The organism is Rhodopseudomonas palustris HaA2 (assembly GCF_000013365.1).
Lineage (GTDB): Bacteria > Pseudomonadota > Alphaproteobacteria > Rhizobiales > Xanthobacteraceae > Rhodopseudomonas > Rhodopseudomonas palustris_J.
On sequence record NC_007778.1, the window covers coordinates 2997586 to 3020822 of the forward strand.

Here is a 23237-nt window from a genome sequence, read left to right on the forward strand (position 1 = left end):
GGCGCCGCAATGAGCGTTCCCAAGAATGTCTATTGGTTCGAGGTGCTGCTGCTGGCATCGCTGACGCTCGACTGCATCTCCGTCGCGTTTCAGGATCGCACCCTGGATCCGGAGATGTCGGCCGGCGTCGTCGCCGCCGCCAACACCATCGCCGCCGCGCTGATCATGTTGCTGACCTATCTGGTCTGGCTCGCCGCCCACGGCCGCAAGAAATGGGCGCGTGCCGTGCTGACCGCATCCCTGGTGTTCTCGGTGGTGTCGCTGGCGCAGATCATCGGCGCCAATGGACTCGAGGCCGGCCTGTGGATCGACATCGTGTCGAGCGCGCTGACCGCGGCGGGGATCTATCTGTCCTACACCGGCGACGCTCGCGGCTGGTTCACCGCTTGACGCCGCATCCGCCGCGGCTGCGCTCCGGCGAATAATCCTGTACGATCAGCCGATGGAATGGAGCGACGAGGGCATCATTCTCGGGGTCCGGCGGCACGGCGAGGCCGGCGCGATCGTCGAGCTTTTGACCCGCGGCCACGGCCGGCATCTCGGCTTGGTGCGCGGCGGCGCGTCGTCGCGGCTGCGGCCGCTGCTGCAGCCCGGCAACAGCGTGCTCGCGGTGTGGCGCGCGCGGCTCGACGAACATCTGGGATACTATCAGCTCGAAGGCACGCGGATGCGCGCCGCCACGATGCTGGCGTCCTCGCACGCGGTTTACGGCATCACCCATCTCGCCTCGCTGGCACGGTTGTTGCCCGAGCGCGACCCGCATGAAGACATATACGAGATGCTGGAACGCACGCTGGACGATTTCGACGACGTCGGCGATGCGGCGACGCATCTGATCCGGTTCGAACTGGCGATGCTGGCCGAACTCGGCTTCGGCCTCGATCTGTCGGCCTGTGCGGCAACCGGAGCGACCACCGACCTGATCTACGTCTCGCCGAAATCCGGCGGCGCGGTGTCGCGCACAGCCGGCGAGCCGTGGCGCGAAAAGCTGTTGCGACTGCCGGACTTCCTGCGCGAGGACAATGACGGCCGCAACGGCTGGTCCGATCAGGATCTGCGCGACGGCTTCGATCTGACCGGGCGCTTCCTGCTGCGCAACGTGCTGGAGCCGCGCGGGCAGGGCCATTCCGACGCCCGCGACGGCTTCATCAATGCGGTGGCGAAGCATCTGGCGCGGGCGGCGATCGTTTGAGCCATCGGCGGAATTCAGGCGTAGCGCGGCAACCGCCGGCCCGGCAACAGATCGTAGGGCGCGCGCCAGCCCGGCAAGGCCGCGATCCGGCCGAGCCACGCATGCACCGCCGGATGGTTGGCGGCAAGGTCGAAGCCGGTCTCGTCGTCGGGAAACGACAGATACGCCATCATCGAAAAATCGGCGATGGTCGGCGCGTCGCCGGCGGCAAAGGCGCGGTCGCCCAGATGCGTGCCGAGGATGGCGAGCGCGTCGTCGATCCGCCTGCGGAAATACGCCTGCACGTCCCGGTTGGCCGAGGGCATGTAGGTGCGCGAGAAGCGGTAGGTCGCGCAATAGCTGCTGAGCTTGTGATTGTCCCAGAACAGCCAGCGCAGCACCTCGAATTTCTCGTCGGCGCTGGTGCCGCCGAACCGGCCGTAGCGCTCGGCGAGTTGCAGGCAGGATCGGAGCGGTCTGCGTCAGCCGCACGCCATCTTCCTCGAGCACCGGAATCTCGCCCATGGCATTGACGCGCGCGCGCCATTCCGGGGTCCGGGTCACGCCGCTGCCGAAGTCGGTCCAGATCGGCTCGAAGCTCTGCCCGCACAGCGTCAGCATCAATGCGAGCTTGTAGCTGTTTCCGGATTCCGGGAAATAGTGCAGGCGATAGGTCGGCATTCTGCCTCCTCCTCAATAGTGCATTTCGCGGCGTTAGGAGCGTCGGCGTTTCGAGATGCAGAACAGGTTTTCTGTAAAACAGAACATATGTTCTATAATTGATGATCGAAGGTGAGGCGGCTGTCAACAGCATGGACAGGATCGATTTCGAAGCGAGTGACCGCGAGCGCCCAGTGATGGAGGCTACATTGCGCCTCATCGGGCGCGGTGGGCTCAAGGGCGTCACCCACAGGGCGGTCGCGGCTGAAACCGGCCTGTCGCTCGGCGCGATCACCCATCATTTCGGCACGCGCGATCTGCTGGTCGAGGCCGCGCTGAAATTCGCCCTGATGCGCGAGGTCAGGCGTCTGCGCGCGCTGGCGCTGAGCCTGCAGAGCGACGCGCTCGACGTGGAAGCGTGGATCGACGCGCTGGTCGGCTGGTACACCAAAGAACTCGACTCCGACGCCGAGATTCATATCGCCTGTTACGAGGCGTTCCTGGCGGCGGCGCGCGACGATCGCTACCGGCCTATCGTCGCCGAATGGTACGAGACCTGGCGGCGCAGCGCCGAGCTCGCGCTGACCGCGGCGGGCTCGAGCAGGCCGCAGCTGCATGCGGAGATCTTCGTCTCGGCGCTGGTGGGGATCGTGCTGCAGCAGCTCGCGGCTCCACGCCGGAAATTCCGGGCGGAGACGCGGGCTGCCTTGTCCGAATTGATGCGTGGCCTGATCGGAAGAACCTAGCGCTCAGGCCTTGATGCCTTCAACGTGTCGCCTATCGTTTCGGCATACGGCGTGGTCGGGCGGCCGATCAGGCGGCTGAGGGTGCGGCTGTCGTCGAACAGCGCGTCCTTGGCGGCGCCGGCGTCGGAGTCGGCCAGCAGTGCCGCAAACGGCTCCGGCAGGCCGGCGCCGAGCAGCGCGGCCTTGTAGTCGGCCTCGGGCAGATCGCGGTAGGCGACGGCCTTGCCGGACTGCCGCGCGATCTCGGCGGCGAACTCGGTCAGCGTGTAGGCCTCATCGCCGGCGAGTTCGTAGACTTGGTTGGCGGCCGGCGTGTCCGCGGTCAGCACCGCGGCGGCCGCCGCCGCATAGTCGGCCCGCGATGCCGATGAAATCCGTCCGTCGCCGGCGCTGCCGAGCAGCGCGCTGTGCGCCAGCGCGGCGGGGATCGAGGCGGCATAATTCTCGGTGTACCAGCCGTTGCGCAGCAGCGCGAACGGCACGCCGGACTCGCGGAGCGCTGCTTCGGTCTGGCGATGCTCTTCGGCGAGGCCGAGCGGCGAGATGTCGGCATGCAGCAGGCTGGTGTAGGCGAGGAACTGGACCCCGGCCTCGCGGGCGGCCGCGATCACGTTGCGATGCTGCGGCGTGCGCCGACCGATCTCGCTGGATGAGATCAGCAGCACCCGATCGACCCCGGCGAGGGCCGGCGCGAGCGTCTCCGGGCGGCCGTAATCGCCGACATGGGCCTGAATGCCGCGGGCCGACAGCGCGGCGGCGGCGTCGGCACCGCGGACCAGGGCGCTGATCTGCGGGGCCGATATGGTCCCGAGAAGGGTATCGATGACGCGACGGCCGAGTTGGCCGTTGGCGCCGGTGACGAGAAAACGGGGGGAAGACATCGCGAAGCTCCGAGAGTTGATGTCCGATTGAGAGTAGGTCTATAATTGAGACCATCGAAGGATCGCGTAAGGAGGCAGTTTTTGATGTCCAGGTCACCTGCAAGGAACCTTCACCCGCTGCCACCGGCTCCCGAGCCGGCGTCCGACGCGGCCGTCCTCACCGAGCGCTTCAGCGCCTGGCAGGCGCAGGGGCTGGACGCCTCGCGCTGCCCGGTGCGCAACGTGCTCGACCATCTCGGCAGCAAATGGAGCACGCTGTTGCTGATCGCATTGGCCGAAAAGCCTGTGCGATTCAATGCGCTACTGCGAACAGTTCCAGACATTTCGAGGCGGATGCTGACGCAGACGCTGCGGCATCTGGAGCGCGACGGCCTGGTTGCCCGACAGGTATTCCCGACCAAGCCGCCGAGTGTCGAGTATCGGCTGTCCGCCGCAGGTCGCTCGGTGCTGACGCCGCTCACGGCGCTGGTCGGCTGGGCGGAGAGCCATTTTGCCGAGATCGAACAGGCGCGGGCACGCTTCGACGCGGCAGAGGCGACAGCGCCGGTGTCGAGCGGCGAGACTGCGTATCCCCTCTAGAACTTGCCGGAAACCCAGCCAAAGGCTAACCCGTCGCCATGGGAAAAAGACTGATTCCGCCGGAGCCGGCCGAGATTCACGAAGTGCAGCTTCGTGAAGCGCTGGAAGAGCGTTACCTCGCTTATGCGCTCTCGACCATCATGCATCGCGCCTTGCCTGACGCTCGCGACGGGCTGAAGCCGGTGCATCGGCGTATTCTTTATGGCATGCGGCTGTTGCGGCTCGACCCCGGCACGCCGTTCAAGAAGTCGGCCAAGATCGTCGGCGACGTGATGGGCTCGTTCCATCCGCACGGCGACCAGTCGATCTACGACGCGCTGGTGCGCCTCGCGCAGGACTTCTCCTCGCGCTATCCGCTGGTCGACGGCCAGGGAAACTTCGGCAATATCGACGGCGATAATCCGGCCGCCTATCGCTACACCGAAGCGCGCATGACCGATGTCGCGCGGCTCTTGCTCGATGGTATCGACGAGGACGGCGTCGCGTTTCGGCCCAACTACGACGGCCAGGCCAAAGAGCCGGTGGTGCTGCCCGGCGGCTTTCCGAACCTGCTTGCCAACGGCGCGCAGGGCATCGCGGTCGGCATGGCCACCGCGATCCCGCCGCACAACGCCGCCGAACTCTGCGACGCCGCGCTGCATCTGATCGACAAGCCGGACGCCAAGACGAAGGCGCTGCTGCGCTTCGTCAAGGGCCCGGACTTCCCGACTGGCGGCATCGTCATCGATTCCAAGGAGAGCATCGCCGAGGCCTATACGACGGGCCGCGGCGCGTTCCGCACCCGCGCCAAATGGATGCAGGAGGAGGGCGCACGCGGCACCTGGGTCGTGGTCGTCACCGAAATTCCGTGGCTGGTGCAGAAGTCCCGGCTGATCGAGAAGATCGCCGAACTGTTGAACGAGAAGAAGCTGCCGCTGGTCGGCGACATCCGCGACGAATCCGCCGAAGACGTGCGCGTCGTGATCGAGCCGAAGTCGCGCGCCGTCGATCCGGCGCTGATGATGGAATCGCTGTTCCGGCTGACCGAGCTGGAAAGCCGGATCCCGCTCAATCTCAACGTGCTGGTGAAGGGTCGCATCCCCAAGGTGCTCGGCCTCGCCGAATGTCTGCGCGAATGGCTCGACCATCTGCGCGACGTGCTGCTGCGGCGCTCGAACTACCGCAAGGCGCAGATCGAGCATCGGCTCGAAGTGCTCGGCGGCTATCTGATCGCGTATCTAAACATCGACAAGGTGATCAAGATCATCCGCACCGAGGACGAGCCGAAACCCGTCCTGATGAAGGCCTTCAACCTCACCGATGTGCAGGCCGAAGCGATCCTCAACATGCGGCTGCGCAGCTTGCGCAAGCTCGAGGAATTCGAGATCCGCACCGAGGACAAGAATCTGCGCGCCGAGCTGAAGGGCATCAACGCGATTCTGAAATCCGAGACCGAGCAGTGGGCCAAGGTCGGCGAGCAGGTGCGCAAGGTGCGCGAGATGTTCGGGCCGAAGACACCGCTCGGCAAGCGCCGCACCCAATTCGCCGACGCGCCCGAGCACGATCTCGCCGCGATCGAGGAAGCCTTCGTCGAGCGCGAGCCGGTCACCGTGGTGATCTCCGACAAGGGCTGGGTGCGCACCCTGAAGGGCCACGTCGCCGATCTGTCCGGTCTGAACTTCAAGCAGGACGACAAGCTCGATAGGGCGTTCTTCGCCGAGACCACGTCGAAGCTGCTGCTGCTCGCCACCAATGGGCGGTTCTACTCGCTCGAGGTCGCCAAGCTGCCCGGCGGCCGCGGCCATGGCGAGCCGATCCGCATGTTCATCGACATGGAGCAGGACGCCGCCATCGTCGCGATGTTCGTGCACAAGGGCGGTCGCAAATTCCTGATCGCCAGTCATGACGGCCAGGGATTCGTCGTCGGCGAGGACGATTGCGTCGGCACCACCCGCAAGGGCAAGCAGATCATCAATGTCGAGATGCCGAACGAGGCGAGGGCGCTGACCGTCGTCGGCGACGGCTCGGACAACGTCGCGGTGATCGGCGACAACCGCAAGATGCTGATCTTCCCGCTCGACCAGGTGCCGGAGATGGCGCGCGGCCGCGGCGTGCGGCTGCAGAAATACAAGGACGGCGGGCTGTCCGACATCGTCACCTTCGTGGCCAAGGAAGGTCTGAGCTGGCGCGACTCCGCCGGCCGCGAGTTCAGCGCGACGATGAAGGAACTGGCCGAATGGCGCGGCAATCGCGCCGATGCCGGCCGAATGCCGCCGAAGGGTTTTCCGAAGTCGAACAAATTCGGCCGCGGCATCGAGTGATCGCGCGCCGCGCGCCGGTTCGCCTGACCATGGATCTGTAGCGGCGGCGACGAGCCGCTCGCTCCGCCGCAGCGTTCCGGTTCGATCTCGGCAAAGCTGGTCTCCTACGCCTTCGCGACCGGCGGGTGGCGCCAAATCCAAAGCTCCGGTTCTGATTCGATCAGAACCGGAAAAGCTCTAGTCCTGCGGCTCCGGATGCTCGCCCGACGCGTCGATGCGGATCCAGCCGCTGGAGGCCAGGCGCTGCTGCGGCAGATAGCGGCCCTTGTAGTCCATCTTCTTGGAGCCTTCGATCCAGTAGCCGAGATAGACGTAGGGCAGCCCGAGCCGGCGGGCGCGGGCGATGTGGTCGAGGATCATGAAGGTACCTAGCGAGCGGTTCTGTTCGCCCGGCTCGTAGAACGAGTACACCATCGACAGCCCGTCACCCAGCACGTCGGTCAGCGCCGCGGCGATCAGATCGCCGCCGCGGCCGGTGATGCCGGTGTCGGGGGTCCGCTTACGATACTCGATGATCCGGGTCTCGACATGGCTGTCCTCGACCATCATCGCGTAGTCCAGCACGGTCATGTCGGCCATGCCGCCGTGGCGATGGCGCTGGTCGAGATAGGCGCGGAACACCGAATACTGCTCCGACGTCGGCACCGGATTGCGCTGTTCGCCGACGATGTCGGCGTTGCGGGCGAGGATCTTGCGCTGGTTGCGCGAGGTCCGGAATTCGTTGGCGACGACGCGGACCGAAACGCACGATCGGCACTGGTCGCAGGCGGGGCGGTAGGCGATCGACTGGCTGCGGCGGAAGCCGCCATGGGTGAGAAGGTCGTTCAACTCGCCGGCCTTGTTGCCGACCAGATGGGTGAAGACCTTGCGCTCGTGCCGGCCCGGTAGATACGGGCAGGGCGAGGGTGCCGTCAGATAGAACTGCGGGGTGTCGCGCGAGTGCTGTGTCACGTCGGTCCGTCAACCTCCACCGCGACACAGCATCGCGCCACGACCGCCTCCGGTCAATCGCTTTGGTGTTTCAGTACGACCGCGCCGGCTGTGACGCGACCGCCATGCTGTTGATCACCACCGTCCCGAGCACGATATCGTGCAGCAGCCGGCGGCGGCCGTTGAACAGGCCGACCAGTAGCACCAGCGGCGTCAGCATCGATACCGACAGCCAGAACAAGAAAGCGTGCACTGCGCCGAGCACGAAATAGCCCGGCTCGCCGGTCCACGTCGCCATCTCGATACCCATCGCCCGCATGCCGAGCGTCGCCGAATACGGCCCGCCGAGCGACGCGCCGTAATAGATCAGCGCCCAGATCACCGAGGCCGGCGACACGATCCAGAACAGCGTCCAGCCCAGCCCCAGCGTGATCACGCCGAACACCGTGATGAAGACGATGGCGAGAATCACCGGGATCGACAACACCACCAAGTCTATCAGGAAAGCGAACACGCGCTTGGTCAGCACACCCTGGAATAGCTCCGGATTGCGCCAGGGATCGAAGGTTTCCCCCTCGTCGCGCCAGCCGGCATTTCCACGCGCACCAGGCCCGTTCGAACCGTAGTCAGACATGACCCTCGCTCCCTTGCTTCGCGCCGCAAATCACGACGCGCTGGAAATGGCGACGGTCGGCATGCGTTGCAAGGCCGCCGCGACATTACAGAGCGGCAACCCTTCGCGTGGTACGGGAGCGGTCGGCCCTGATATCAGCCTTGCTGTTTCAGCTTCTCGGCGGCCTGCGGGGCGAAGTAGGTCAGTACGCCGTCGGCGCCGGCGCGCTTGAAGCCGAGCAGGCTCTCCATCATCGCCCGCTCGCCGTCGAGCCAGCCGTTGTTCGCGGCCGCGGCGATCATCGCGTATTCGCCCGACACCTGATAGGCGAAGGTCGGCACCGCGAAGGTCTCCTTCACCCGGCGGACGATGTCGAGATAGGGCATGCCGGGCTTCACCATGACCATATCGGCGCCCTCGGCGAGGTCGAGTTCGACCTCGCGGATCGCCTCGTCGGTGTTGGCCGGGTCCATCTGGTAGGTGCGCTTGTCGCCGGTCAGCGCCTTGGCCGAGCCGATCGCGTCGCGGAACGGGCCGTAGAACGCCGAGGCGTATTTCGCCGCATAGGCCATGATCTGGACGTCCTGGAAGCCGGCGTCGTCGAGGCCTGCGCGGATGGCGCCGATGCGGCCGTCCATCATGTCGGACGGCGCGATCACGTCGCAGCCGGCCTGGGCCTGCACCAGCGCCTGTTGGACCAGCACCGCGACGGTCTCGTCGTTGAGGATGCGGCCGTCCTGGATCAGGCCATCATGGCCATGGCTGGTGAACGGATCGAGCGCCACGTCGCACAGCACGCCGATCTCGGGGAACTCCTTCTTGATGGCGCGCACCGTGCGGCACACCAGGTTCTCGGCGTTGGTCGCTTCCGTGCCGTGCTCGTCGCGCAGCGACGGGTCCGTGTAGGGGAACAGCGCAATGCAGGGGATGTCGAGTTTGGCGGCGCGCTCGGCGGCGCGAACCACCTGATCGACGCTGAGCCGCTCGACGCCCGGCATCGAGGCGATCTCGACCCGCTGATTGCTGCCTTCGACCACGAACAGCGGCCAGATCAGGTCGTCCGTGGTGACGCAATTCTCCCGCACCAGCCGGCGAGCCCATTCGGACTTGCGGTTGCGACGCGGGCGCACGGTGAGGTCGAGGCACGGGGCGGACGGCCGGGGGGCGGGGTCGCGCATTTCGATGGGACGGCCGAATTTGATCGCCATGGTGCCAACTCTCCCTGTGGGCGTCCGGTTTGGTGCAATTCTAGCATTTTGGCATTGCCGCGTCACTGCGCTGTTGATTTGGCGCAATCGGCGGCGTCGGCCACGATCACAGGCGATTGATTTTGCCGGTCCGGCGGGCCAAGACTCGCCCCGTCGACCACCGAACAGCGAGCCGCATGTCCGAAGTCCAGCCCTCATCGCGTGAACACGCTCCGCGAGACCCCTCTATCGGGGTTGCGGCGATTGCGCCCGAGCGCGACGACCTCCGCGAGAACGACTGGACCCAGCGGCTGGTGCTGTTCCTGCGCGTGATGGCCGTGATCTCGATCTGCAAGGGCCTGTATCACTGGGCCCAGATCACCGGCTTCGTCGGCGGCGAGGACGATGCCTTCGAGTATCAGTCGATGGCCTGGCAGACGGCGACAGTCTATTTCGCCGTGATCGAACTAGTGGCGGCGATCGGCCTGTGGCTAGCGACGCCGTGGGGCGCGGTGGTCTGGTTGACCACCGTGGTGTCGATGGCGGTGATCGAGCTGATGTTCCCGGCGATCTATGGCGGCAGCCTGCTCGTCGTCTCGATCGAGGCGCTGCTGCTGGCGGCTTATCTGGCGCTGGCCTGGATGGCCGCCCGCGAACGGCCGCCATAGGCGCCATCGATCCGCCGCGGTGGCAACGCGCCGGGCGGCGCACGACAACAAATCATAAAAAGAAAACAGGGGAGCGCACCATGAGCCAGCTTCATTCCGGCGGAACCACCGGCAGCCTGATCGTCAACGCGATCGCGCGCTATGCCGACCGGCCGGCGATCGCCGACGACAATCTGCGCTGGACCTATCGCGAATTCGGCGAAGCGGTCGGCCGCTTCATCACCCTGTTCCGGACCGTCGGCCTCGCCAAGGGCAGCGCGCTGTCGATCCTGTCGTCGAACCGCGCCGAGTCCTGGGCGGCGATCTCGGCCGCGACGGTGATGGGCCTGCGCTACACGCCGCTGCATCCGATGGCTGCCGAGGACGATCACGCCTTCATTATCGAGGATGCCGAGATCGACGCGCTGATCGTCGAGGCCGGCAAATTCGCCGCGCGCGGGCTGGCGATCCGCGCCCGCGTGCCGGGCCTGAAGCATCTGCTGTCGTTCGGCGCGGTCGAGGGCGCGCGCGATCTGCTCGATGGCTTCACCGCGGTTGAGCCGGCGCCGCTGGTCGACGACAGCGAGACCGCGGACATCGCCTGGCTGGCTTACACCGGCGGCACCACCGGCCGCTCCAAGGGCGTGATGATCCCGCATCGCTCGCTCTCGACGATGGCCGTGATCCTCTATGCCGACTGGGACTGGCCGGCGGAGATCCGCTATCTGGCCGCGACGCCGATCAGCCATGCCGCCGGCATCACCGTCTATGTGGTGATGATGCGCGGCGGCTTCACCCGGCTGGTGCAGGGCTTCGAGATCGAGTCCTATTGCCGCGTGGTGGCCGAGGACAACATCACCGCCGCCTTCCTGGTGCCGACGCTGATCTACGCGCTGATCGACGCCGAAGCGGTGAGGGCACGTCACGACCTGTCGTCGCTCGACATGATCGTCTATGGCGCCGCGCCGATGTCGCCCGACCGGCTGCGCGAAGGCATCAAGATCTTCGGCAATGTGTTCGTGCAGCTCTACGGCCAGACCGAAGCGCCGCAATGCATCACCACGATGCGCAAGATAGATCACGACGACCGCATCCCCGGCCGGCTCGGCTCGTGCGGACGTCCGAGTCCGTTGCTCGACGTCCGGCTGCTCGATTCCGAACTGCGCGAGGTGGCCACCGGCGAGCCGGGCGAGATCTGCGTCCGCGGCACGCTGGTGATGGACGGTTACTGGAAGCGCCCGGAGGCGACGCAGGAAGCGTTCCGCGGCGGCTGGCTGCACACCGGCGACGTCGCGATCAAGGACGCCGACGGTTACTTGTACATCGTCGATCGCACCAAGGACATGATCATCTCGGGCGGCTTCAACATCTACCCGCGCGAGGTCGAGGACGCGCTGATGGCGCATCACGGCGTCGCCTCGGCAGCCGTGATCGGCGTTCCGGACGAGAAATGGGGGGAGGCGGTCAAGGCCTTCGTGGTGCTCAAGCCCGGCGCCAACAACGACGCGGCGGAGCTGCAGGCGCATGTGAAGGAGAGGCGCGGCGCGCCGTGGTCGCCGAAATCGATCGAGTTCGTCGCGACGATTCCGGTGACGGGTCTCGGCAAGATCGACCGCAAGGTGCTGCGCGCGCCGTATTGGGAAGGCCGCACGCGCGGCGTCGCCTAAGATTTTTCTCGAATTGCGCGAGGTAAGGTTCCGGTCACCTTAAAGGGTTCGGTCAGGTCCGTTACGGGAATCTTTCGAATTCTAACGAAGCTGTTCTCAAATGCGACAGGGGGGGGCGAGGGAGCTTGGAATCCGGCCGCATCCGTCAACGAAAGGTTGCAAGAAGTGGCCGATTTGCAGGCTTAATCCGCGATTCACTGTCTTCAATTCATGATCTCTTTATTGTCTTATTTAAGCCGATCTTCAAACGCCCCGATTAAGTTGGACCTATCAGACGGGACACAAGTTTCGTCGAATAAGTCGATCATAAAAAGACGACAGGGGAAGTGTCATGATCAAAGCCGTTGCCACGGCAGCCGAAGCCGCCGCGCCCGCAGTCGCAGGACAAGCGCCGGTCCAGCCGCTCTATCTCGAGGCCCTGACGCTGGTGGAGCGGCTGCATCGCCGCCTGCTCGACGTCATCAAGGACGAATTCGACCGCCGCGGTCGCGCCGATATCAACTCGGTGCAGGCGCTGCTGCTCTACAACATCGGCGACAAGGAACTGACCGCCGGCGAGCTGCGCACGCGCGGTTACTATCTCGGCTCCAACGTCTCCTACAATCTGAAGAAACTCGTCGAACTCGGCTTCCTCGATCATCAGCGCTCGCGCGTCGATCGCCGCTCGGTGCGGATCCGTCTCACCGCGCAGGGCCAGGAAGTCCGTCACATCGTCGACGCGCTGTATCAGAAGCACGTCAAGACGGTGGAGCAGGTCGGCGGCATTTCCAGCGAGGAATTCGCCACGCTGAACAAGTCGCTGCACCGGCTCGAGCGGTTCTGGACCGACCAGATCCTGTACCGGCTCTGATTTCCGATCCGGGACGCGCCGACGCCGGCCGGCTTCACGCCGCGCCCGCCCGACCGAAGGTAGCACGCGCGCTCCCGTTCATCTCCAGGCTCTGTCGTCATCGGCTCTCCGCAAGGGGAGCCGATTTTTTCGTCGCCATCCCGCAGTGCCGAAATTTCCGGTCCCCGACGGGAACTTTTCGCCTCTGCCCGACTTGTCGAGTTGCGAAGCCGCTGGAGAGGGCGATGCTGATCGAACGAGGATTGCGGGTCATGAATGTCGACGTGATCGGACGAGCTTACGATATCGCCGCCAATTATCTGCGCCGCACCGGGGCAATCGCCGACAATTCGGCGACCAACGACGCGCTGCTGGAATTGATCGTGCAGATGTTCCATCGCGGTGAGACCAATCCCATCAAGCTCGCCAACAAGGCGATTTCAAACTTCGAAGCCGCCAAGATGGCGGCGTGAATCAGAGGCACCGCATGCAACGAGCCGTCGAACGCGTGATCCAGACCTACGGGCTGCTGACCAGCCGCGAAGCCGCGGAACAGGCGCAGGTCAAGGTCGAAAGCTACATCCGCACGCTGTTCGAGGCCGGCGAGACCGATGACAACCGCTTGACCGTCTGTGGTCTGGTGTATCTTCGCGAGCTCGACGGCAGTAATGATCCGGTCAAGGCGGGCTTCACCGGTCTCTGAAGCAATCGGTGTGATTGATCGGAGCCGAGGCAGTTCTTTCTGTTTTTGCGCGAGCCGACATCAATTTCGATGAAGACGCTCTGAAATGGAGTGGTGAGCGACGATGATACGTTGGGTTGCAGGATTGGTCGCAATCCTCCCGGCGATCGTCGTGTTCGCCGGCGCCGTCGCGGGCTCTGAAACGCCGCGCAAACGCTCGCTGATAGAAGACTTCGGCATCAAGCGGATGTTCGGCTGGCCGCCGAATGGTCACGACGTGCTGCGGCTGATGCACGAATTCGACCTGGTGCAAATTCGTGCCGTCGGCATCGCCGCAACGCGCGGCAACGACGCCGTGCGGCGGTTCGCGCTGGAGCAGGCCGAGCGCGCGCAGCAGCGAGAAGCGGCGATCGTGCGGCTCAACATGTTCGCGCTGCTCAACATCGATTTCGCCGCCGACCCCAGCCTGCTGCGGCGCAACGAACTCGCCGGCCTGCAAGGCGAGGTCGGGCAGGCGTTCATCCGCGACTACACGGTCAACCAGAAGGCCGACATCGCCGACACGATCGGCATGCTGCAACGCTATCTGCTCAACCCCGACAATGACGACGTCCGTCGTTTCGCCCAGCAGCAATTGCCGCTGCTGCAACAGGCGCGCGAGGAGCTTCAGCGGCTGCAGTGATCCGCGGGCGCGCCGGGATACTGGGTCGCCCGGTCGAGCCGGGCGATGACGGAGGTGAGAGGGCGGAAAGCCAAGGCTATCATCTCGGCGCCGTCATCCTGAGGCGCTCGCCCGCAGGGCGAGCCTCGAAGGATGTGGACACGGGTGCGCGCGGCTCATCCTTCGAGGCTCGCTGCGCTCGCACCCAAGGATGACGCTATGCCGATTGATCGACCTGTCAAACAGCCACGCCCATTCGTTCTCGCGGCTCCGCTGAGCCCGAGTTTTGCACCCGTCGCTTCACAGCGAGGGGTGGGGGCGCGCCGGTCGGCGCGGGGTGTTGGTGGTTTCTCGCGATGGCTTTGCGGACCATCGCGCAACGCCTTCCGGCGCGCCCACCGCGGCGGTTTTTGGCATCGGGACCGTTCTTCCGGGACCACAGTGGAGCGGGATCTCCCCGGCCTTGCTGCGCCCGTCCAGCCACGAAGGCGGCAGCCGCTCGTAGTAGCGGCGGACGGTGACCTTCTGCCTCCCGGACGTGTGCTTGCGAGGCACAGCGCGCAGGACGCCGCGTCCGTCCGGCTTCGCTGACCAGTGTCAGCTTCACCGGGCTATCGTCCGCGCCGGTTTCCCGGCCCGTCCGATCTGTCCCGCTTTACAAGCGCCCTCGAGAAGCGCCCCTCACGGACAGGACATTGGGGAAATAATCCTAGTTGATGCCTCCTGTCAACCGGAATTCGCGCCCCACCCCGAAATTCTTGCGGCGTCGTCGCCTCGGTGCGTTACAAGGCGCGGGAGATTTTCAGGAACAAGGCTGCGGCATGGACAAGAAGGCGATGCGCGAAGAGGCCGAACGGCTGATGCGCGAGGCGATGGCGAACCGCAAGGTGACGGTGAAGCAGGGCGACACCGTGATCATGGTGACCTGCGGCAAATGCGGCGCGCCGAACAAGGTCAAGGCGCCGAAGGGCGTCACCCGCGTCGGCTATGTCTGCAAGGAATGCGGGGCGAAGCAGGAAACGATGTGAGGGCGCATCGCGTTGGATGCGACGGCCGTTGATCGCGTTGCGGCCGCCGGCCAACGCCAGTCGCAAGGGTTCCGATGCTGACGCTCCACCATCTCAACGACTCCCGCTCGCAGCGCATCCTGTGGCTGCTGGAAGAACTCGTCGCCCCGTATGAGTTGAAGCGCTACCAGCGCGACGCCGCCACGCGGCTGGCGCCGCCGGAGCTCGCCGCGGTGCATCCGCTCGGCAAATCGCCCGCGATCACCGACGGCGACCTAACGTTGATGGAGTCCGGCGCGATCGTCGACTACATCCTGCGCCGCTACGGCCGGGACAGCACGCTCCGCCCGACCGAGGGCACGCTGGAGTTCGAAGCCTATCAGGAATGGCTGCACTACGCCGAGGGCTCGGCGATGCTGCCGCTGATGCTGCAGCTCTATGTAGGGCGCCTGAAAGACGCCGCCGCGCCGCTGCAGCCGCGCATCGACAGCGAAATCGCCAACCATCTCGGCTTCGTCGAGGGCGCGCTGGAGGGCCGGCAGTTCTTCGTCGGCGACAGCCTGACCGGCGCCGACATCATGATGAGCTTCGTTGCCGAAGTCGCCGGCTCGTTCGGGCGGCTCGGCCCGTATCCGGACCTGACCGCGTGGATCGGCCGCATGCACGCCCGGCCGGCGTTCCGGCGCAGCGTCGAGAAGGGCGGGGCGTATCGGCTGGGGTGAGGTGAATCAGTCGTCGAAACGGCTAGAAGGCTTTTGTAGATGCGCTTCCACTGGTTCAGAGCGATTAACGGTTGTCCAGTCAGGGGACTCGCATTGTCGTAGATTTTGGCCGCTTCGACTGAAATTCCTACCGACAGGTGAGGTTAAATGACGGTCTTTATTAGTTACAATCATAGCGATGTTGGGTTTGTCGATTGGCTGGCCAACCGTCTTGTGTCTCGCAGGCACCATATTTGGATGGATAGATGGGAATTGAATGTCGGAGATTCGTTGATATCAAGAGTGCAAGCCGCACTAACAGCATCTGATGCCATCATTATTGTTCTCTCGACGAATTCTATCGCGTCGGAATGGTGCAAGAAGGAGCTCAATTCAGGTATACTGCGTGAGCTTGAAGAAAAGCGAGTTCTGGTGTTGCCCTGCGTCATCGATCACTGCACAGTTCCGTTATTTCTTAGAGAGAAACTATACGCTGATTTTAGAAAAGACAGAGAAGTGGCGCTCGATCAAGTTCACGACGCGCTCCTTCGGATTACAAATCCTCAACAAGGAAGACTTGAAAGTCCGGATTTCCATACCGACTGGAGTTATGACTGGAGTAAAGGGCGTTCTTCGCGGCGGTGGTATTTTGAGTGGACGTTTGTAGATCACGGGCCCGCCATCGAATACTGCATACTCACGGAATGTAAGATTGCATGCAATCAATTAGCCTCTGACATGTTCCAGAATTTGGACGAGGGTGCTCGTCAAGACTACATTCTCAGAGTATTCGCGCTGCTCGTCTCAGAAACCGCCAAACGGCAATCCAAAATTCGCATTCGGGACGCATTTCGGCAAATTGGAATGTTGGAAATGCTGGGCGGCTCCGATGATGAGGAGTGGCTTGTGGAGATATCAAGCCGGCGCATGGGGATAGACAATGGAAAAGACACGCTTGTGCACGTTGATCAAATACTTGAGCGAGCCCTTTCAGAAATGAATGTGAAGTTAGCGAAGCCTAACAGAGCCACGAAAGGGGAGCGCTAGCGGTCTAGCCGAGCTGCCGGGGTGTCCCGGACGTTGTTTCCCTCACATGCGCCGTGATCGCTCGCAAAATCCTCGCTCGCCCGCGGTCCGTTCTCGAACCAATCGTCCCAGCGCTGCCCTTGCGGCACGATCAGGCGCGCGGCGCCGATCTTGATGATGTCGACCTTGCGTACGCCATTTGGGAAGGCGACGGCCTCGGGGAGGTCGACGACCTGACGGCGATTGCGGGTGGTGACAATTGATTTTGCCATGGGATCACCTCGGACGGACAAAACGCTCAGCAAAGAGAGCCGGCTGACGATTGTCGGCGCAACCTCAGATTGAGTCCAGCGCAGATGCTCCCGGCGGCATGAGGGGCTATTGGCGGACAACCCACGCTGTGCCTGGGGACCCCCACCCCCGACCCCTCCCCGCAAGGGGGAGGGGAGCGAAGGAGCCGCTCGGGCTCGACTTGCCGGGCGAATTCGCATCGCGCCCTCGCGCCTCACCCTCCTGCAAATCCCTCGCATCCACCATATCTGGGTCTGACTGGGGCGCATGGCCGCAAATAGTGGCGGCGTCCTTGGCCGGCGGGTCCGGATATGCTATGGCGCAGCCGCCGCTTCCGAACCGCACCCGATGACCGTTCGCACCCGTGACACGCGGCTGCGGCGGTGGAGACATTGCCCATGAGCACATCAGCCAAGCACACGTCCGCGCCCGACAGCTTCTTCTCCGCCTCGCTCGAGCAGGCCGATCCCGAGATCGCCGCTGCGATCAAGGGTGAGCTCGGCCGCCAGCGCCACGAGGTCGAGCTGATCGCCTCCGAGAACATCGTCAGCCGCGCCGTGCTGGAAGCGCAGGGCTCGGTGATGACCAACAAATATGCCGAGGGCTATCCGGGCGCGCGCTATTACGGCGGCTGCGAATTCGTCGACGTCGCCGAGAATCTGGCGATCGAGCGCGCCAAGAAGCTGTTCGGCGCTGGTTTTGCCAACGTCCAGCCGAACTCGGGCAGCCAGATGAACCAGGCGGTGTTCCTGGCGCTGCTGCAGCCCGGCGACACCTTCATGGGGCTCGATCTCGCCGCCGGCGGCCATCTGACCCACGGCGCGACCGTCAATATGAGCGGCAAGTGGTTCAAGCCGGTGCACTACACCGTGCGCCGCGAGGACGGCATCATCGACATGGATGCGGTCGCCAAGCTGGCCGAGGAGACCCGGCCGAAGCTGATCATCGCCGGCGGCTCGGCCTATTCGCGGGCCTGGGACTTCAAGCGCTTCCGTGAGATCGCCGACAGCGTCGGGGCCTATTTCATGGTCGACATGGCGCATTTCGCCGGCCTGGTGGCGGGCGGAGCGCATGCCTCGCCGGTGCCGCACGCCCATGTCTGCACCACCACCACCCACAAATCGCTGCGCGGCCCGCGCGGCGGCCTGATCCTCACCAACGACGAGGCGCTGGCCAAGAAGTTCAACTCGGCGATCTTTCCCGGTCTACAGGGCGGCCCGCTGATGCATGTGATCGCCGCCAAGGCGGTGGCGTTCAAGGAAGCGCTCCAGCCCGACTTCAAGGTCTACGCGAAGAACGTCGTCGAAAATGCAAAGGCGCTTGCGGAAACGCTGCGTGCGGCAGGCTTCGATCTGGTCTCCGGCGGCACCGACAACCATCTCATGCTGGTCGACCTGCGGCCGAAGGGGCTGAAGGGCAACGTCTCCGAGAAGGCGCTGGTCCGCGCCGCCATCACCTGCAACAAGAACGGGATCCCGTTCGACCCGGAAAAGCCGTTCGTGACCTCCGGCCTGCGGCTCGGCACTCCGGCGGCGACGACCCGCGGATTCGGCGTCGCCGAGTTCCAGCAGGTTGGGAACCTGATCGCCGAAGTGCTGAACGCCATTGCGCAATCCCCCGACGGTGCCGCGCCGCTGGTGGAGGCCTCGGTGAAGCAGCGGGTCAAGGAATTGACCGACCGCTTTCCGATCTATCAGTAACTGACCACCGTCATGCCCGGGCTTGACCCGGGCATCCACGTCTTTACGGCGTGGCAGCGGGAGCAAGGCGTGGATGGCCGGGACGAGCCCGGCCATGACGGAGAAGGGGGCCAGCCCTCCGGAAAGCACTGAGGACGCGTCGAGATGCGGTGCCCGAACTGCAACAGCCTCGATACCCAGGTGAAGGACTCCAGGCCCACCGAGGATTCCTCGGTGATCCGGCGGCGACGGGTCTGCATCGCCTGCAATTTCCGCTTCACCACCTTCGAGCGGGTGCAGCTCCGCGAGCTGACGGTGATCAAGCGCAACGGCCGCCGGGTGCCGTTCGATCGCGACAAGCTGGTGCGCTCGCTGCAGATCAGCCTGCGCAAGCGGCCGGTCGAGCCGGAGCGGGTCGAGCAGATGGTATCGGCGATCGTGCGCGAGCTGGAAAGCGGCGGCGAGGCCGACATCTCGTCGGAGACCATCGGCGAGATCGTGATGGACCATCTGCGCAAGCTCGACGACGTCGCTTATGTGCGGTTCGCCTCGGTGTATCGCAATTTCCGCGAGGCCAAGGACTTCGAGGCGGTGCTCGGCGAATTGTCCGGCGAGGAGGAGGCCCGGCCGGCGCTGGTCCGCAAATGATCTTCCGCATCCTGGAAGACCAATATGCCGAGCGCGCCAAGGTCGAAAAGGCCGCCAAGGCAGCCGCCGCCACTGATCGCCGCTTCATGCAGCTCGCGCTGACGCTCGGCCGCCGTGGCCTCGGCCGCACTGGCACCAACCCCGCGGTCGGCGCGGTGCTGGTCAAGGACGGCGTCATCGTCGGCCGCGGCTGGACCCAGGACGGTGGCCGGCCGCACGCCGAAGTCGAAGCGCTGGCGCGGGCCGGCGAGGCCGCGCGCGGCGCGACGTTGTATGTGACGCTGGAGCCGTGCTCGCATCACGGCCGCTCGCCGCCCTGCGCCGATGCGATCATCGCCGCGGGCGTCGCCCGGGTGGTGTCGGCGATCGAGGATCCCAATCCGCTGGTGGGCGGGCAGGGCCATGGCAAGCTGCGCGCCGCCGGCATCGCGGTCGAGCTCGGGGTTTGCGTCGAGGAAGCCGCGCGCGATCACGCCGGCCATCTGTTGCGCGTGCGCGAGCAGCGTCCGCATGTCGTGCTCAAGCTCGCAGTCTCGACCGACGACAAGATCGCGGCTGACGGCCGCAAGCCTGTGGCGATCACCGGCGAGGCTGCGCGGGCGCGGGTGCATTTGCTGCGCGCGCAGTCGGATGCGATCCTGGTCGGGATCGGCACCGTGCTGGCCGACGATCCGGAACTGACCGTGCGGCTACCGGGAATGGCGAAACAATCACCGATCCGCGTGGTGCTGGACCGCGCTCTGCGCATCCCGGGAGACAGCAAGCTGGTGCATTCGGCGCGGGCGACGCCGCTGTGGCTGATGGCATCCGAGATCGCCGAGCCGGCCGCGGCCGCGCGGCTCGGGGCGGCGGGGGCCGAGGTCATCCGCGCTCCCGATTGTCAACGAACGCCCGGACTCGACATCGCCGCAGTCCTGGCCGCTTTGTCCGAAAAGGGCGTCACCCGGCTCCTGGTCGAGGGCGGGGCGCGGGCCGCGCGGGCGTTCGTCGAGTCCGGTCTCGTCGACGAGATCTGGCTGTTGCGTGGCGACAAGGCGATCGGCGAAGACGGCGTCGACGCCCTGGACGGTTTGCCGCTCGCCTCCATCACCGCGTCGTCGGCTTGGCGCGTCCGCGACAGCGAACGCCTCGGACCGGACACGCTCACGATTTTCGAACCGGCTTAAGGTCTGCGTCTCATGTTCACCGGCATTGTCACCGACATCGGCGAAATCGAAGCCCTGACGCCCACGGCGCAGGGACAACTGCACCGGCTGCGGATCGGCTGCAGCTACGATCAGGCCACGATCGCCGACGGCGCCTCGATCGCCTCGAACGGCATCTGCATGACCGTGGTCGGGTCGGGCACAGCGGGCGGCCGCACCTGGTACGAGGTCGACGCCGGCGCCGAGACCCTGGCGCTGACCACCGCGAAGCACTGGGGCGTCGGCACCAGGCTCAATCTCGAGCGCGCGCTGAAGATCGGCGACGAGCTCGGCGGTCACATCGTCACCGGCCACGTTGACGGCATCGCCACCGTGGTGGCGCGCGAGGACCTGCCGGAGATGGCACGGTTCACCCTCGAGACGACGCGCGAGCTGGCGCGCTTCATTGCTCCGAAGGGCTCGGTAACGCTCGACGGCACCTCGCTGACGGTGAACACCGTCGAGGGCACGCGTTTCTCGGTGCTGATCATCCCGCACACGCTGAGCGCCACCATCCTCGGTGGCTGGCGGGTCGACAGCGAAGTCAACATCGAGGTCGACCTGATGGCGCGCTATGCCGCGCGGCTGAGCGAGATGAAATAGGCGGCAGCACAAACGAAGTGGTCACGCGCGGGCTTGACCCGCGCATCCATCCTCTTAACAAGAACGCATCCAAATTCTCTCGACGACGATGGATCGCCGGGTCGAGCCCGGCAATGACGACCAAAGGCAAGGCACCAGAATGGCAGACGCGCGGCGCGCACCCCTGAAAGACCAGACCGACGTTTCGGGCGCGCGCGTCCTGATCGTCGAGGCGCGGTTCTACGACGATATCCAGGACGCGCTGCTGGACGGCGCAATCGCCGAACTGAAAGCAGCCGGCGCGAGCCACGACGTGCTGACCGTGCCCGGCGCGCTGGAAATCCCCGCCGCGGTGGCGATCGCGATCGACGCCGCCGAGGCCGCCGGCAGGCCCTATGATGCGGCAATCGCGCTCGGCTGCGTGGTGCGGGGCGAGACCATCCATTTCGAGATCGTCTCGATGGAGTCGGCGCGCGCCCTGATGGACCTGTCGGTGGCGCGGAAATTCCCGCTCGGCAACGGCATCATCACCGTCAACACCGACGAACAGGCCTGGGCGCGAGCAAAGCCCGACGATCTCAACAAGGGCGGTGACGCCGCGCGCGCCGCGCTGGCGATGCTGCGGATCAAGCGCCGACTGGCGCGGGGCTGACGATGGCCGATTCCAAAAAGCCGGCGATCAAGAAGCCGGTCCCGAAGGGCGACCGCAAGGCCAATCGGCGCGGCGCTGCGCGGCTCGCGGCCGTGCAGGCGCTCTACCAGATGGACATCGGCGGTGCCGGCATCAACGAGACCTTCGCCGAGTTCGAGAGCCACTGGATCGGCAACGAGGTCGAGGGTGATCAATATCTGCCGGCCGAGGCCGCGTTCTTCCGCGACGTCGTCTCCGGCGTGGTGCGCGACCAGAAGAAGCTCGACCCGTTGATCGACGACGCGCTGGCGAAGGGCTGGCCGCTGGCGCGGATCGACGCCATCCTCCGCGCGGTGATGCGTGCCGGCGCCTACGAGCTCGAACACCGCAAGGATATCCCGGCGCGCGTCGTCGTCTCCGAATATGTCGACGTCGCCCACGCCTTCGTCGAGAAGGACGAGACAGGCATGGTCAACGCCGTGCTCGACCAGATCGCCCGGCAGTTTCGTGAAGACGAGTTTACGCGGGGGTAGGCCGAGCGCCGCTGCCTAACCTCTCCCCGTGTGCGGGGAGAGGTCGACCCGGCGGAGCGCAGCGAAGCCGGGGCGGGTGAGGGGGCGTCTCGACGCGGCCGAGCCTCAGTGCTCGCGTCGCCCCTCACCCCAACCCTCTCCCCGCAAGAGCGGGGCGAGGGAGCGCGCCGTGCCGCGAGGCGACCATCGCGGCACAACGTCGAGGTTATTAGTGCATGCCCTCCGGTGAAGACGATCTGATTGCCCGCTACTTCAAGCCGCTTGCGACCGATCCGGGCGCGCTGGGGCTGGTCGACGACGCGGCGGTGCTGGCGGCGTCGCGCGACGATCTGGTGCTGACCACCGACGCCATCGTCGAGGGCGTGCATTACCTGCCCGGCGATCCGCCCCGGGCCATCGCCCGCAAGGCGCTGCGGGTGAACCTGTCCGACCTCGCCGCCAAGGGGGCGACGCCCGCGGGGTTCCTGCTGACGCTGGCGCTGCGCAGCGCCGACGAGCGCTTCCTGGCGCCGTTCGCACAGGCGCTCGGCGAGGATGCCGCCCTTTTCGATTGTCCGCTGCTCGGCGGCGATACGGTGTCCACCCCGGGGCCGATGATGATTTCGATCACCGCCATCGGCCGGGTGCCGCCGGGTCGCATGGTGCGGCGCAACACGCTTTGTGCCGGGGACCGGATCCTCGTCACCGGCACGATCGGCGACTCGGCACTCGGCCTCGACCTGCTGCAGGGCGCGAATGCCGACATCTCCGACGAGCATCGCGCCTTTCTGATCGACCGCTATCGCGTGCCGCAGCCGCGTTTGGCCTTGGCGCAAGCCATACGTGACCATGCCGGCGCGGCGATGGACGTGTCCGACGGGCTGGCAGGCGATCTCGCCAAGATGTGCGCCGCCTCCGGCGTCACCGCGATCCTCGACGCTGCGGCCGTCCCGCTCTCCGCTGCGGCGCAGGCGATGATCTCGGGCGAGCCGGCGAAGCTGGCCCGCGTGCTCGGGGGCGGTGACGACTATGAGCTGCTTTGCGGCGTTGCAGCACAGCAGCTCGACCCGTTTCTTGCTGCAGCGCAGCGAATAGGGGTTTCGGTCAGCGTCATCGGCTCCGCCGAAGCCGGAACCGGAGCGCCGCGATGGCGCGACGCCGAGCATCGTGACATCGCGCTGTCAGGGCTGTCATACAGTCATTTCTAGCGATTAGTCGCAGGTATTCCGGCGCAAGGGATGCGTCTGGAATTCGCCCAAGGCCGCGGGAAAAGCCGCGCTTAGTCCCTTCGCAGCGATTGCGGAGCACCAACGATTTTGGCAAGGTCCGCCGCGATTTGAGACTGCCCCGGGAAGAGGGCACGTCGTCTTGTTGCGCGCCCGCGTCGCTCCCGCGTCGCAGGCACGGGGGTGAAACTCGGGAC

General features: G+C 65.5%; 26 protein-coding genes and 1 pseudogene. 21 read left to right on the forward strand and 6 right to left on the reverse strand.

The features are described 5' to 3' along the window. Window positions 1–9: 9 nt before the first annotated feature. Together RPB_RS13175 and recO are read left to right on the forward strand one after the other, a co-directional pair. The gene (locus tag RPB_RS13175) at window positions 10–390 is read left to right on the forward strand and encodes a hypothetical protein (protein ID WP_011441502.1); all 381 of its coding nucleotides are present in this window, start codon (window positions 10–12) and stop codon (window positions 388–390) included. A 52-nt stretch (window positions 391–442) separates the two neighbouring features. Next, window positions 443–1192 (forward strand): DNA repair protein RecO, encoded by a 750-nt coding sequence (gene recO, locus RPB_RS13180; RefSeq protein WP_011441503.1) that lies wholly within the window; start codon window positions 443–445, stop codon window positions 1190–1192. 14 nt (window positions 1193–1206) lie between these two features. Here the strand turns inward: recO and RPB_RS13185 are convergent. Further along, window positions 1207–1852: pseudogene (locus tag RPB_RS13185) on the reverse strand (glutathione S-transferase family protein). Window positions 1853–1953: 101 nt separating this feature from the next. Here RPB_RS13185 and RPB_RS13190 point away from each other — a divergent pair. Next, window positions 1954–2577, forward strand: coding sequence for a TetR/AcrR family transcriptional regulator (locus tag RPB_RS13190; protein ID WP_011441504.1), 624 nt, complete (start codon window positions 1954–1956; stop codon window positions 2575–2577). On the opposite strand, the gene RPB_RS13195 is transcribed toward RPB_RS13190, so the two are convergent. Beyond that, window positions 2574–3458: an SDR family oxidoreductase gene (locus tag RPB_RS13195; RefSeq protein ID WP_011441505.1), complete on the reverse strand. Its 885-nt coding sequence runs from the start codon at window positions 3456–3458 to the stop codon at window positions 2574–2576. The two genes, RPB_RS13190 and RPB_RS13195, sit on opposite strands and share 4 nt — an antisense overlap. Before the next feature lie 84 nt (window positions 3459–3542). Here RPB_RS13195 and RPB_RS13200 point away from each other — a divergent pair, with 84 nt between their 5' ends. Together RPB_RS13200 and parC are read left to right on the forward strand one after the other, a co-directional pair. Continuing rightward, a complete protein-coding gene (locus RPB_RS13200; RefSeq protein WP_011441506.1) occupies window positions 3543–4037 on the forward strand; it encodes a winged helix-turn-helix transcriptional regulator in 495 nt (164 codons plus the stop codon). 38 nt (window positions 4038–4075) lie between these two features. Beyond that, window positions 4076–6337, forward strand: a complete 2262-nt coding sequence (gene parC / locus RPB_RS13205; RefSeq protein ID WP_011441507.1) for a DNA topoisomerase IV subunit A — start codon at window positions 4076–4078, stop codon at window positions 6335–6337. Between the two features lie 177 nt (window positions 6338–6514). On the opposite strand, the gene RPB_RS13210 is transcribed toward parC, so the two are convergent. The 3 genes from RPB_RS13210 to hemB all read right to left on the reverse strand — a co-directional run bounded on the left by RPB_RS13210 (window position 6515) and on the right by hemB (window position 9088). Next, window positions 6515–7288: an arginyltransferase gene (locus RPB_RS13210; protein ID WP_011441508.1), complete on the reverse strand. Its 774-nt coding sequence runs from the start codon at window positions 7286–7288 to the stop codon at window positions 6515–6517. Window positions 7289–7358: 70 nt separating this feature from the next. Continuing rightward, on the reverse strand, window positions 7359–7901 hold the full coding sequence (locus RPB_RS13215) for an RDD family protein (protein ID WP_011441509.1): 543 nt from the start codon (window positions 7899–7901) through the stop codon (window positions 7359–7361). Window positions 7902–8035: 134 nt separating this feature from the next. Continuing rightward, window positions 8036–9088, reverse strand: a complete 1053-nt coding sequence (gene hemB / locus RPB_RS13220) for a porphobilinogen synthase (RefSeq protein ID WP_011441510.1) — start codon at window positions 9086–9088, stop codon at window positions 8036–8038. Window positions 9089–9264: 176 nt separating this feature from the next. Between hemB and RPB_RS13225 the strand changes: the two genes are divergently transcribed. The 9 genes from RPB_RS13225 to RPB_RS24165 all read left to right on the forward strand — a co-directional run bounded on the left by RPB_RS13225 (window position 9265) and on the right by RPB_RS24165 (window position 16308). After that, entirely contained in the window at window positions 9265–9735 is a 471-nt protein-coding gene (locus tag RPB_RS13225; protein ID WP_011441511.1) for a DUF6163 family protein, read from the forward strand. Window positions 9736–9815: 80 nt separating this feature from the next. After that, on the forward strand, window positions 9816–11381 hold the full coding sequence (locus RPB_RS13230; protein WP_011441512.1) for an AMP-binding protein: 1566 nt from the start codon (window positions 9816–9818) through the stop codon (window positions 11379–11381). Between the two features lie 331 nt (window positions 11382–11712). After that, window positions 11713–12231, forward strand: a complete 519-nt coding sequence (ldtR, locus tag RPB_RS13235; protein WP_011441513.1) for a transcriptional regulator LdtR — start codon at window positions 11713–11715, stop codon at window positions 12229–12231. Between the two features lie 224 nt (window positions 12232–12455). Then, complete coding sequence (locus tag RPB_RS13240) at window positions 12456–12683, forward strand: hypothetical protein (RefSeq protein WP_011441514.1); 228 nt, start codon at window positions 12456–12458, stop codon at window positions 12681–12683. A gap of 14 nt (window positions 12684–12697) precedes the next feature. Further along, the gene (locus RPB_RS13245; protein WP_011441515.1) at window positions 12698–12913 is read left to right on the forward strand and encodes a hypothetical protein; all 216 of its coding nucleotides are present in this window, start codon (window positions 12698–12700) and stop codon (window positions 12911–12913) included. Window positions 12914–13037: 124 nt separating this feature from the next. Next, the gene (locus RPB_RS13250; protein ID WP_245258220.1) at window positions 13038–13574 is read left to right on the forward strand and encodes a DUF4142 domain-containing protein; all 537 of its coding nucleotides are present in this window, start codon (window positions 13038–13040) and stop codon (window positions 13572–13574) included. 800 nt (window positions 13575–14374) lie between these two features. Further along, window positions 14375–14581, forward strand: coding sequence for a hypothetical protein (locus RPB_RS13255; protein WP_011441517.1), 207 nt, complete (start codon window positions 14375–14377; stop codon window positions 14579–14581). Between the two features lie 74 nt (window positions 14582–14655). Further along, a complete protein-coding gene (locus RPB_RS13260) occupies window positions 14656–15282 on the forward strand; it encodes a glutathione S-transferase family protein (protein ID WP_011441518.1) in 627 nt (208 codons plus the stop codon). A gap of 147 nt (window positions 15283–15429) precedes the next feature. Beyond that, a complete protein-coding gene (locus RPB_RS24165) occupies window positions 15430–16308 on the forward strand; it encodes a toll/interleukin-1 receptor domain-containing protein (RefSeq protein ID WP_011441519.1) in 879 nt (292 codons plus the stop codon). Here RPB_RS24165 and RPB_RS13270 read toward each other — a convergent pair. Next, window positions 16305–16559 (reverse strand): hypothetical protein, encoded by a 255-nt coding sequence (locus RPB_RS13270; RefSeq protein ID WP_011441520.1) that lies wholly within the window; start codon window positions 16557–16559, stop codon window positions 16305–16307. The two genes, RPB_RS24165 and RPB_RS13270, sit on opposite strands and share 4 nt — an antisense overlap. A 417-nt stretch (window positions 16560–16976) precedes the next feature. Here RPB_RS13270 and glyA point away from each other — a divergent pair, with 417 nt between their 5' ends. From glyA to thiL, 7 genes are all read left to right on the forward strand, one after another. Further along, a complete protein-coding gene (gene glyA, locus RPB_RS13275; RefSeq protein WP_011441521.1) occupies window positions 16977–18278 on the forward strand; it encodes a serine hydroxymethyltransferase in 1302 nt (433 codons plus the stop codon). Window positions 18279–18422: 144 nt separating this feature from the next. Further along, on the forward strand, window positions 18423–18905 hold the full coding sequence (gene nrdR / locus RPB_RS13280) for a transcriptional regulator NrdR (RefSeq protein WP_011441522.1): 483 nt from the start codon (window positions 18423–18425) through the stop codon (window positions 18903–18905). Next, the gene (gene ribD / locus RPB_RS13285; RefSeq protein ID WP_011441523.1) at window positions 18902–20071 is read left to right on the forward strand and encodes a bifunctional diaminohydroxyphosphoribosylaminopyrimidine deaminase/5-amino-6-(5-phosphoribosylamino)uracil reductase RibD; all 1170 of its coding nucleotides are present in this window, start codon (window positions 18902–18904) and stop codon (window positions 20069–20071) included. The genes nrdR and ribD overlap by 4 nt, the downstream gene beginning before the upstream one ends. A gap of 12 nt (window positions 20072–20083) precedes the next feature. After that, entirely contained in the window at window positions 20084–20692 is a 609-nt protein-coding gene (locus RPB_RS13290; protein ID WP_011441524.1) for a riboflavin synthase, read from the forward strand. 139 nt (window positions 20693–20831) lie between these two features. Next, window positions 20832–21323, forward strand: coding sequence for a 6,7-dimethyl-8-ribityllumazine synthase (gene ribH, locus RPB_RS13295; RefSeq protein ID WP_011441525.1), 492 nt, complete (start codon window positions 20832–20834; stop codon window positions 21321–21323). A gap of 2 nt (window positions 21324–21325) precedes the next feature. After that, the gene (gene nusB, locus RPB_RS13300) at window positions 21326–21835 is read left to right on the forward strand and encodes a transcription antitermination factor NusB (RefSeq protein WP_011441526.1); all 510 of its coding nucleotides are present in this window, start codon (window positions 21326–21328) and stop codon (window positions 21833–21835) included. Window positions 21836–22050: 215 nt separating this feature from the next. Beyond that, window positions 22051–23022 carry a thiamine-phosphate kinase gene (gene thiL / locus RPB_RS13305; protein WP_011441527.1) on the forward strand — a complete coding sequence of 324 codons (972 nt, stop codon included), beginning with the start codon at window positions 22051–22053 and terminating at the stop codon, window positions 23020–23022. Window positions 23023–23237: the final 215 nt, after the last annotated feature.

What these genes read in the sequence shown, in the direction of transcription:
- RPB_RS13240 (WP_011441514.1), top strand. Translation starts at nt 12,456, where the DNA reads ATGCTGATCGAACGAGGATTGCGGGTCATGAATGTCGACGTGATCGGA.
- RPB_RS13195 (WP_011441505.1), bottom strand. Translation starts at nt 3,458, where the DNA reads ATGTCTTCCCCCCGTTTTCTCGTCACCGGCGCCAACGGCCAACTCGGC.
- RPB_RS13260 (WP_011441518.1), top strand. Translation starts at nt 14,656, where the DNA reads ATGCTGACGCTCCACCATCTCAACGACTCCCGCTCGCAGCGCATCCTG.
- RPB_RS13230 (WP_011441512.1), top strand. Translation starts at nt 9,816, where the DNA reads ATGAGCCAGCTTCATTCCGGCGGAACCACCGGCAGCCTGATCGTCAAC.
- ribD (WP_011441523.1), top strand. Translation starts at nt 18,902, where the DNA reads ATGATCTTCCGCATCCTGGAAGACCAATATGCCGAGCGCGCCAAGGTC.
- parC (WP_011441507.1), top strand. Translation starts at nt 4,076, where the DNA reads ATGGGAAAAAGACTGATTCCGCCGGAGCCGGCCGAGATTCACGAAGTG.
- RPB_RS13175 (WP_011441502.1), top strand. Translation starts at nt 10, where the DNA reads ATGAGCGTTCCCAAGAATGTCTATTGGTTCGAGGTGCTGCTGCTGGCA.
- RPB_RS13225 (WP_011441511.1), top strand. Translation starts at nt 9,265, where the DNA reads ATGTCCGAAGTCCAGCCCTCATCGCGTGAACACGCTCCGCGAGACCCC.
- thiL (WP_011441527.1), top strand. Translation starts at nt 22,051, where the DNA reads ATGCCCTCCGGTGAAGACGATCTGATTGCCCGCTACTTCAAGCCGCTT.
- RPB_RS13270 (WP_011441520.1), bottom strand. Translation starts at nt 16,559, where the DNA reads ATGGCAAAATCAATTGTCACCACCCGCAATCGCCGTCAGGTCGTCGAC.
- glyA (WP_011441521.1), top strand. Translation starts at nt 16,977, where the DNA reads ATGAGCACATCAGCCAAGCACACGTCCGCGCCCGACAGCTTCTTCTCC.
- recO (WP_011441503.1), top strand. Translation starts at nt 443, where the DNA reads ATGGAATGGAGCGACGAGGGCATCATTCTCGGGGTCCGGCGGCACGGC.
- nrdR (WP_011441522.1), top strand. Translation starts at nt 18,423, where the DNA reads ATGCGGTGCCCGAACTGCAACAGCCTCGATACCCAGGTGAAGGACTCC.
- RPB_RS13255 (WP_011441517.1), top strand. Translation starts at nt 14,375, where the DNA reads ATGGACAAGAAGGCGATGCGCGAAGAGGCCGAACGGCTGATGCGCGAG.
- ldtR (WP_011441513.1), top strand. Translation starts at nt 11,713, where the DNA reads ATGATCAAAGCCGTTGCCACGGCAGCCGAAGCCGCCGCGCCCGCAGTC.
- ribH (WP_011441525.1), top strand. Translation starts at nt 20,832, where the DNA reads ATGGCAGACGCGCGGCGCGCACCCCTGAAAGACCAGACCGACGTTTCG.
- nusB (WP_011441526.1), top strand. Translation starts at nt 21,326, where the DNA reads ATGGCCGATTCCAAAAAGCCGGCGATCAAGAAGCCGGTCCCGAAGGGC.
- RPB_RS13245 (WP_011441515.1), top strand. Translation starts at nt 12,698, where the DNA reads ATGCAACGAGCCGTCGAACGCGTGATCCAGACCTACGGGCTGCTGACC.
- RPB_RS13200 (WP_011441506.1), top strand. Translation starts at nt 3,543, where the DNA reads ATGTCCAGGTCACCTGCAAGGAACCTTCACCCGCTGCCACCGGCTCCC.
- RPB_RS13290 (WP_011441524.1), top strand. Translation starts at nt 20,084, where the DNA reads ATGTTCACCGGCATTGTCACCGACATCGGCGAAATCGAAGCCCTGACG.
- RPB_RS13190 (WP_011441504.1), top strand. Translation starts at nt 1,954, where the DNA reads ATGATCGAAGGTGAGGCGGCTGTCAACAGCATGGACAGGATCGATTTC.
- RPB_RS13215 (WP_011441509.1), bottom strand. Translation starts at nt 7,901, where the DNA reads ATGTCTGACTACGGTTCGAACGGGCCTGGTGCGCGTGGAAATGCCGGC.
- hemB (WP_011441510.1), bottom strand. Translation starts at nt 9,088, where the DNA reads ATGGCGATCAAATTCGGCCGTCCCATCGAAATGCGCGACCCCGCCCCC.
- RPB_RS24165 (WP_011441519.1), top strand. Translation starts at nt 15,430, where the DNA reads ATGACGGTCTTTATTAGTTACAATCATAGCGATGTTGGGTTTGTCGAT.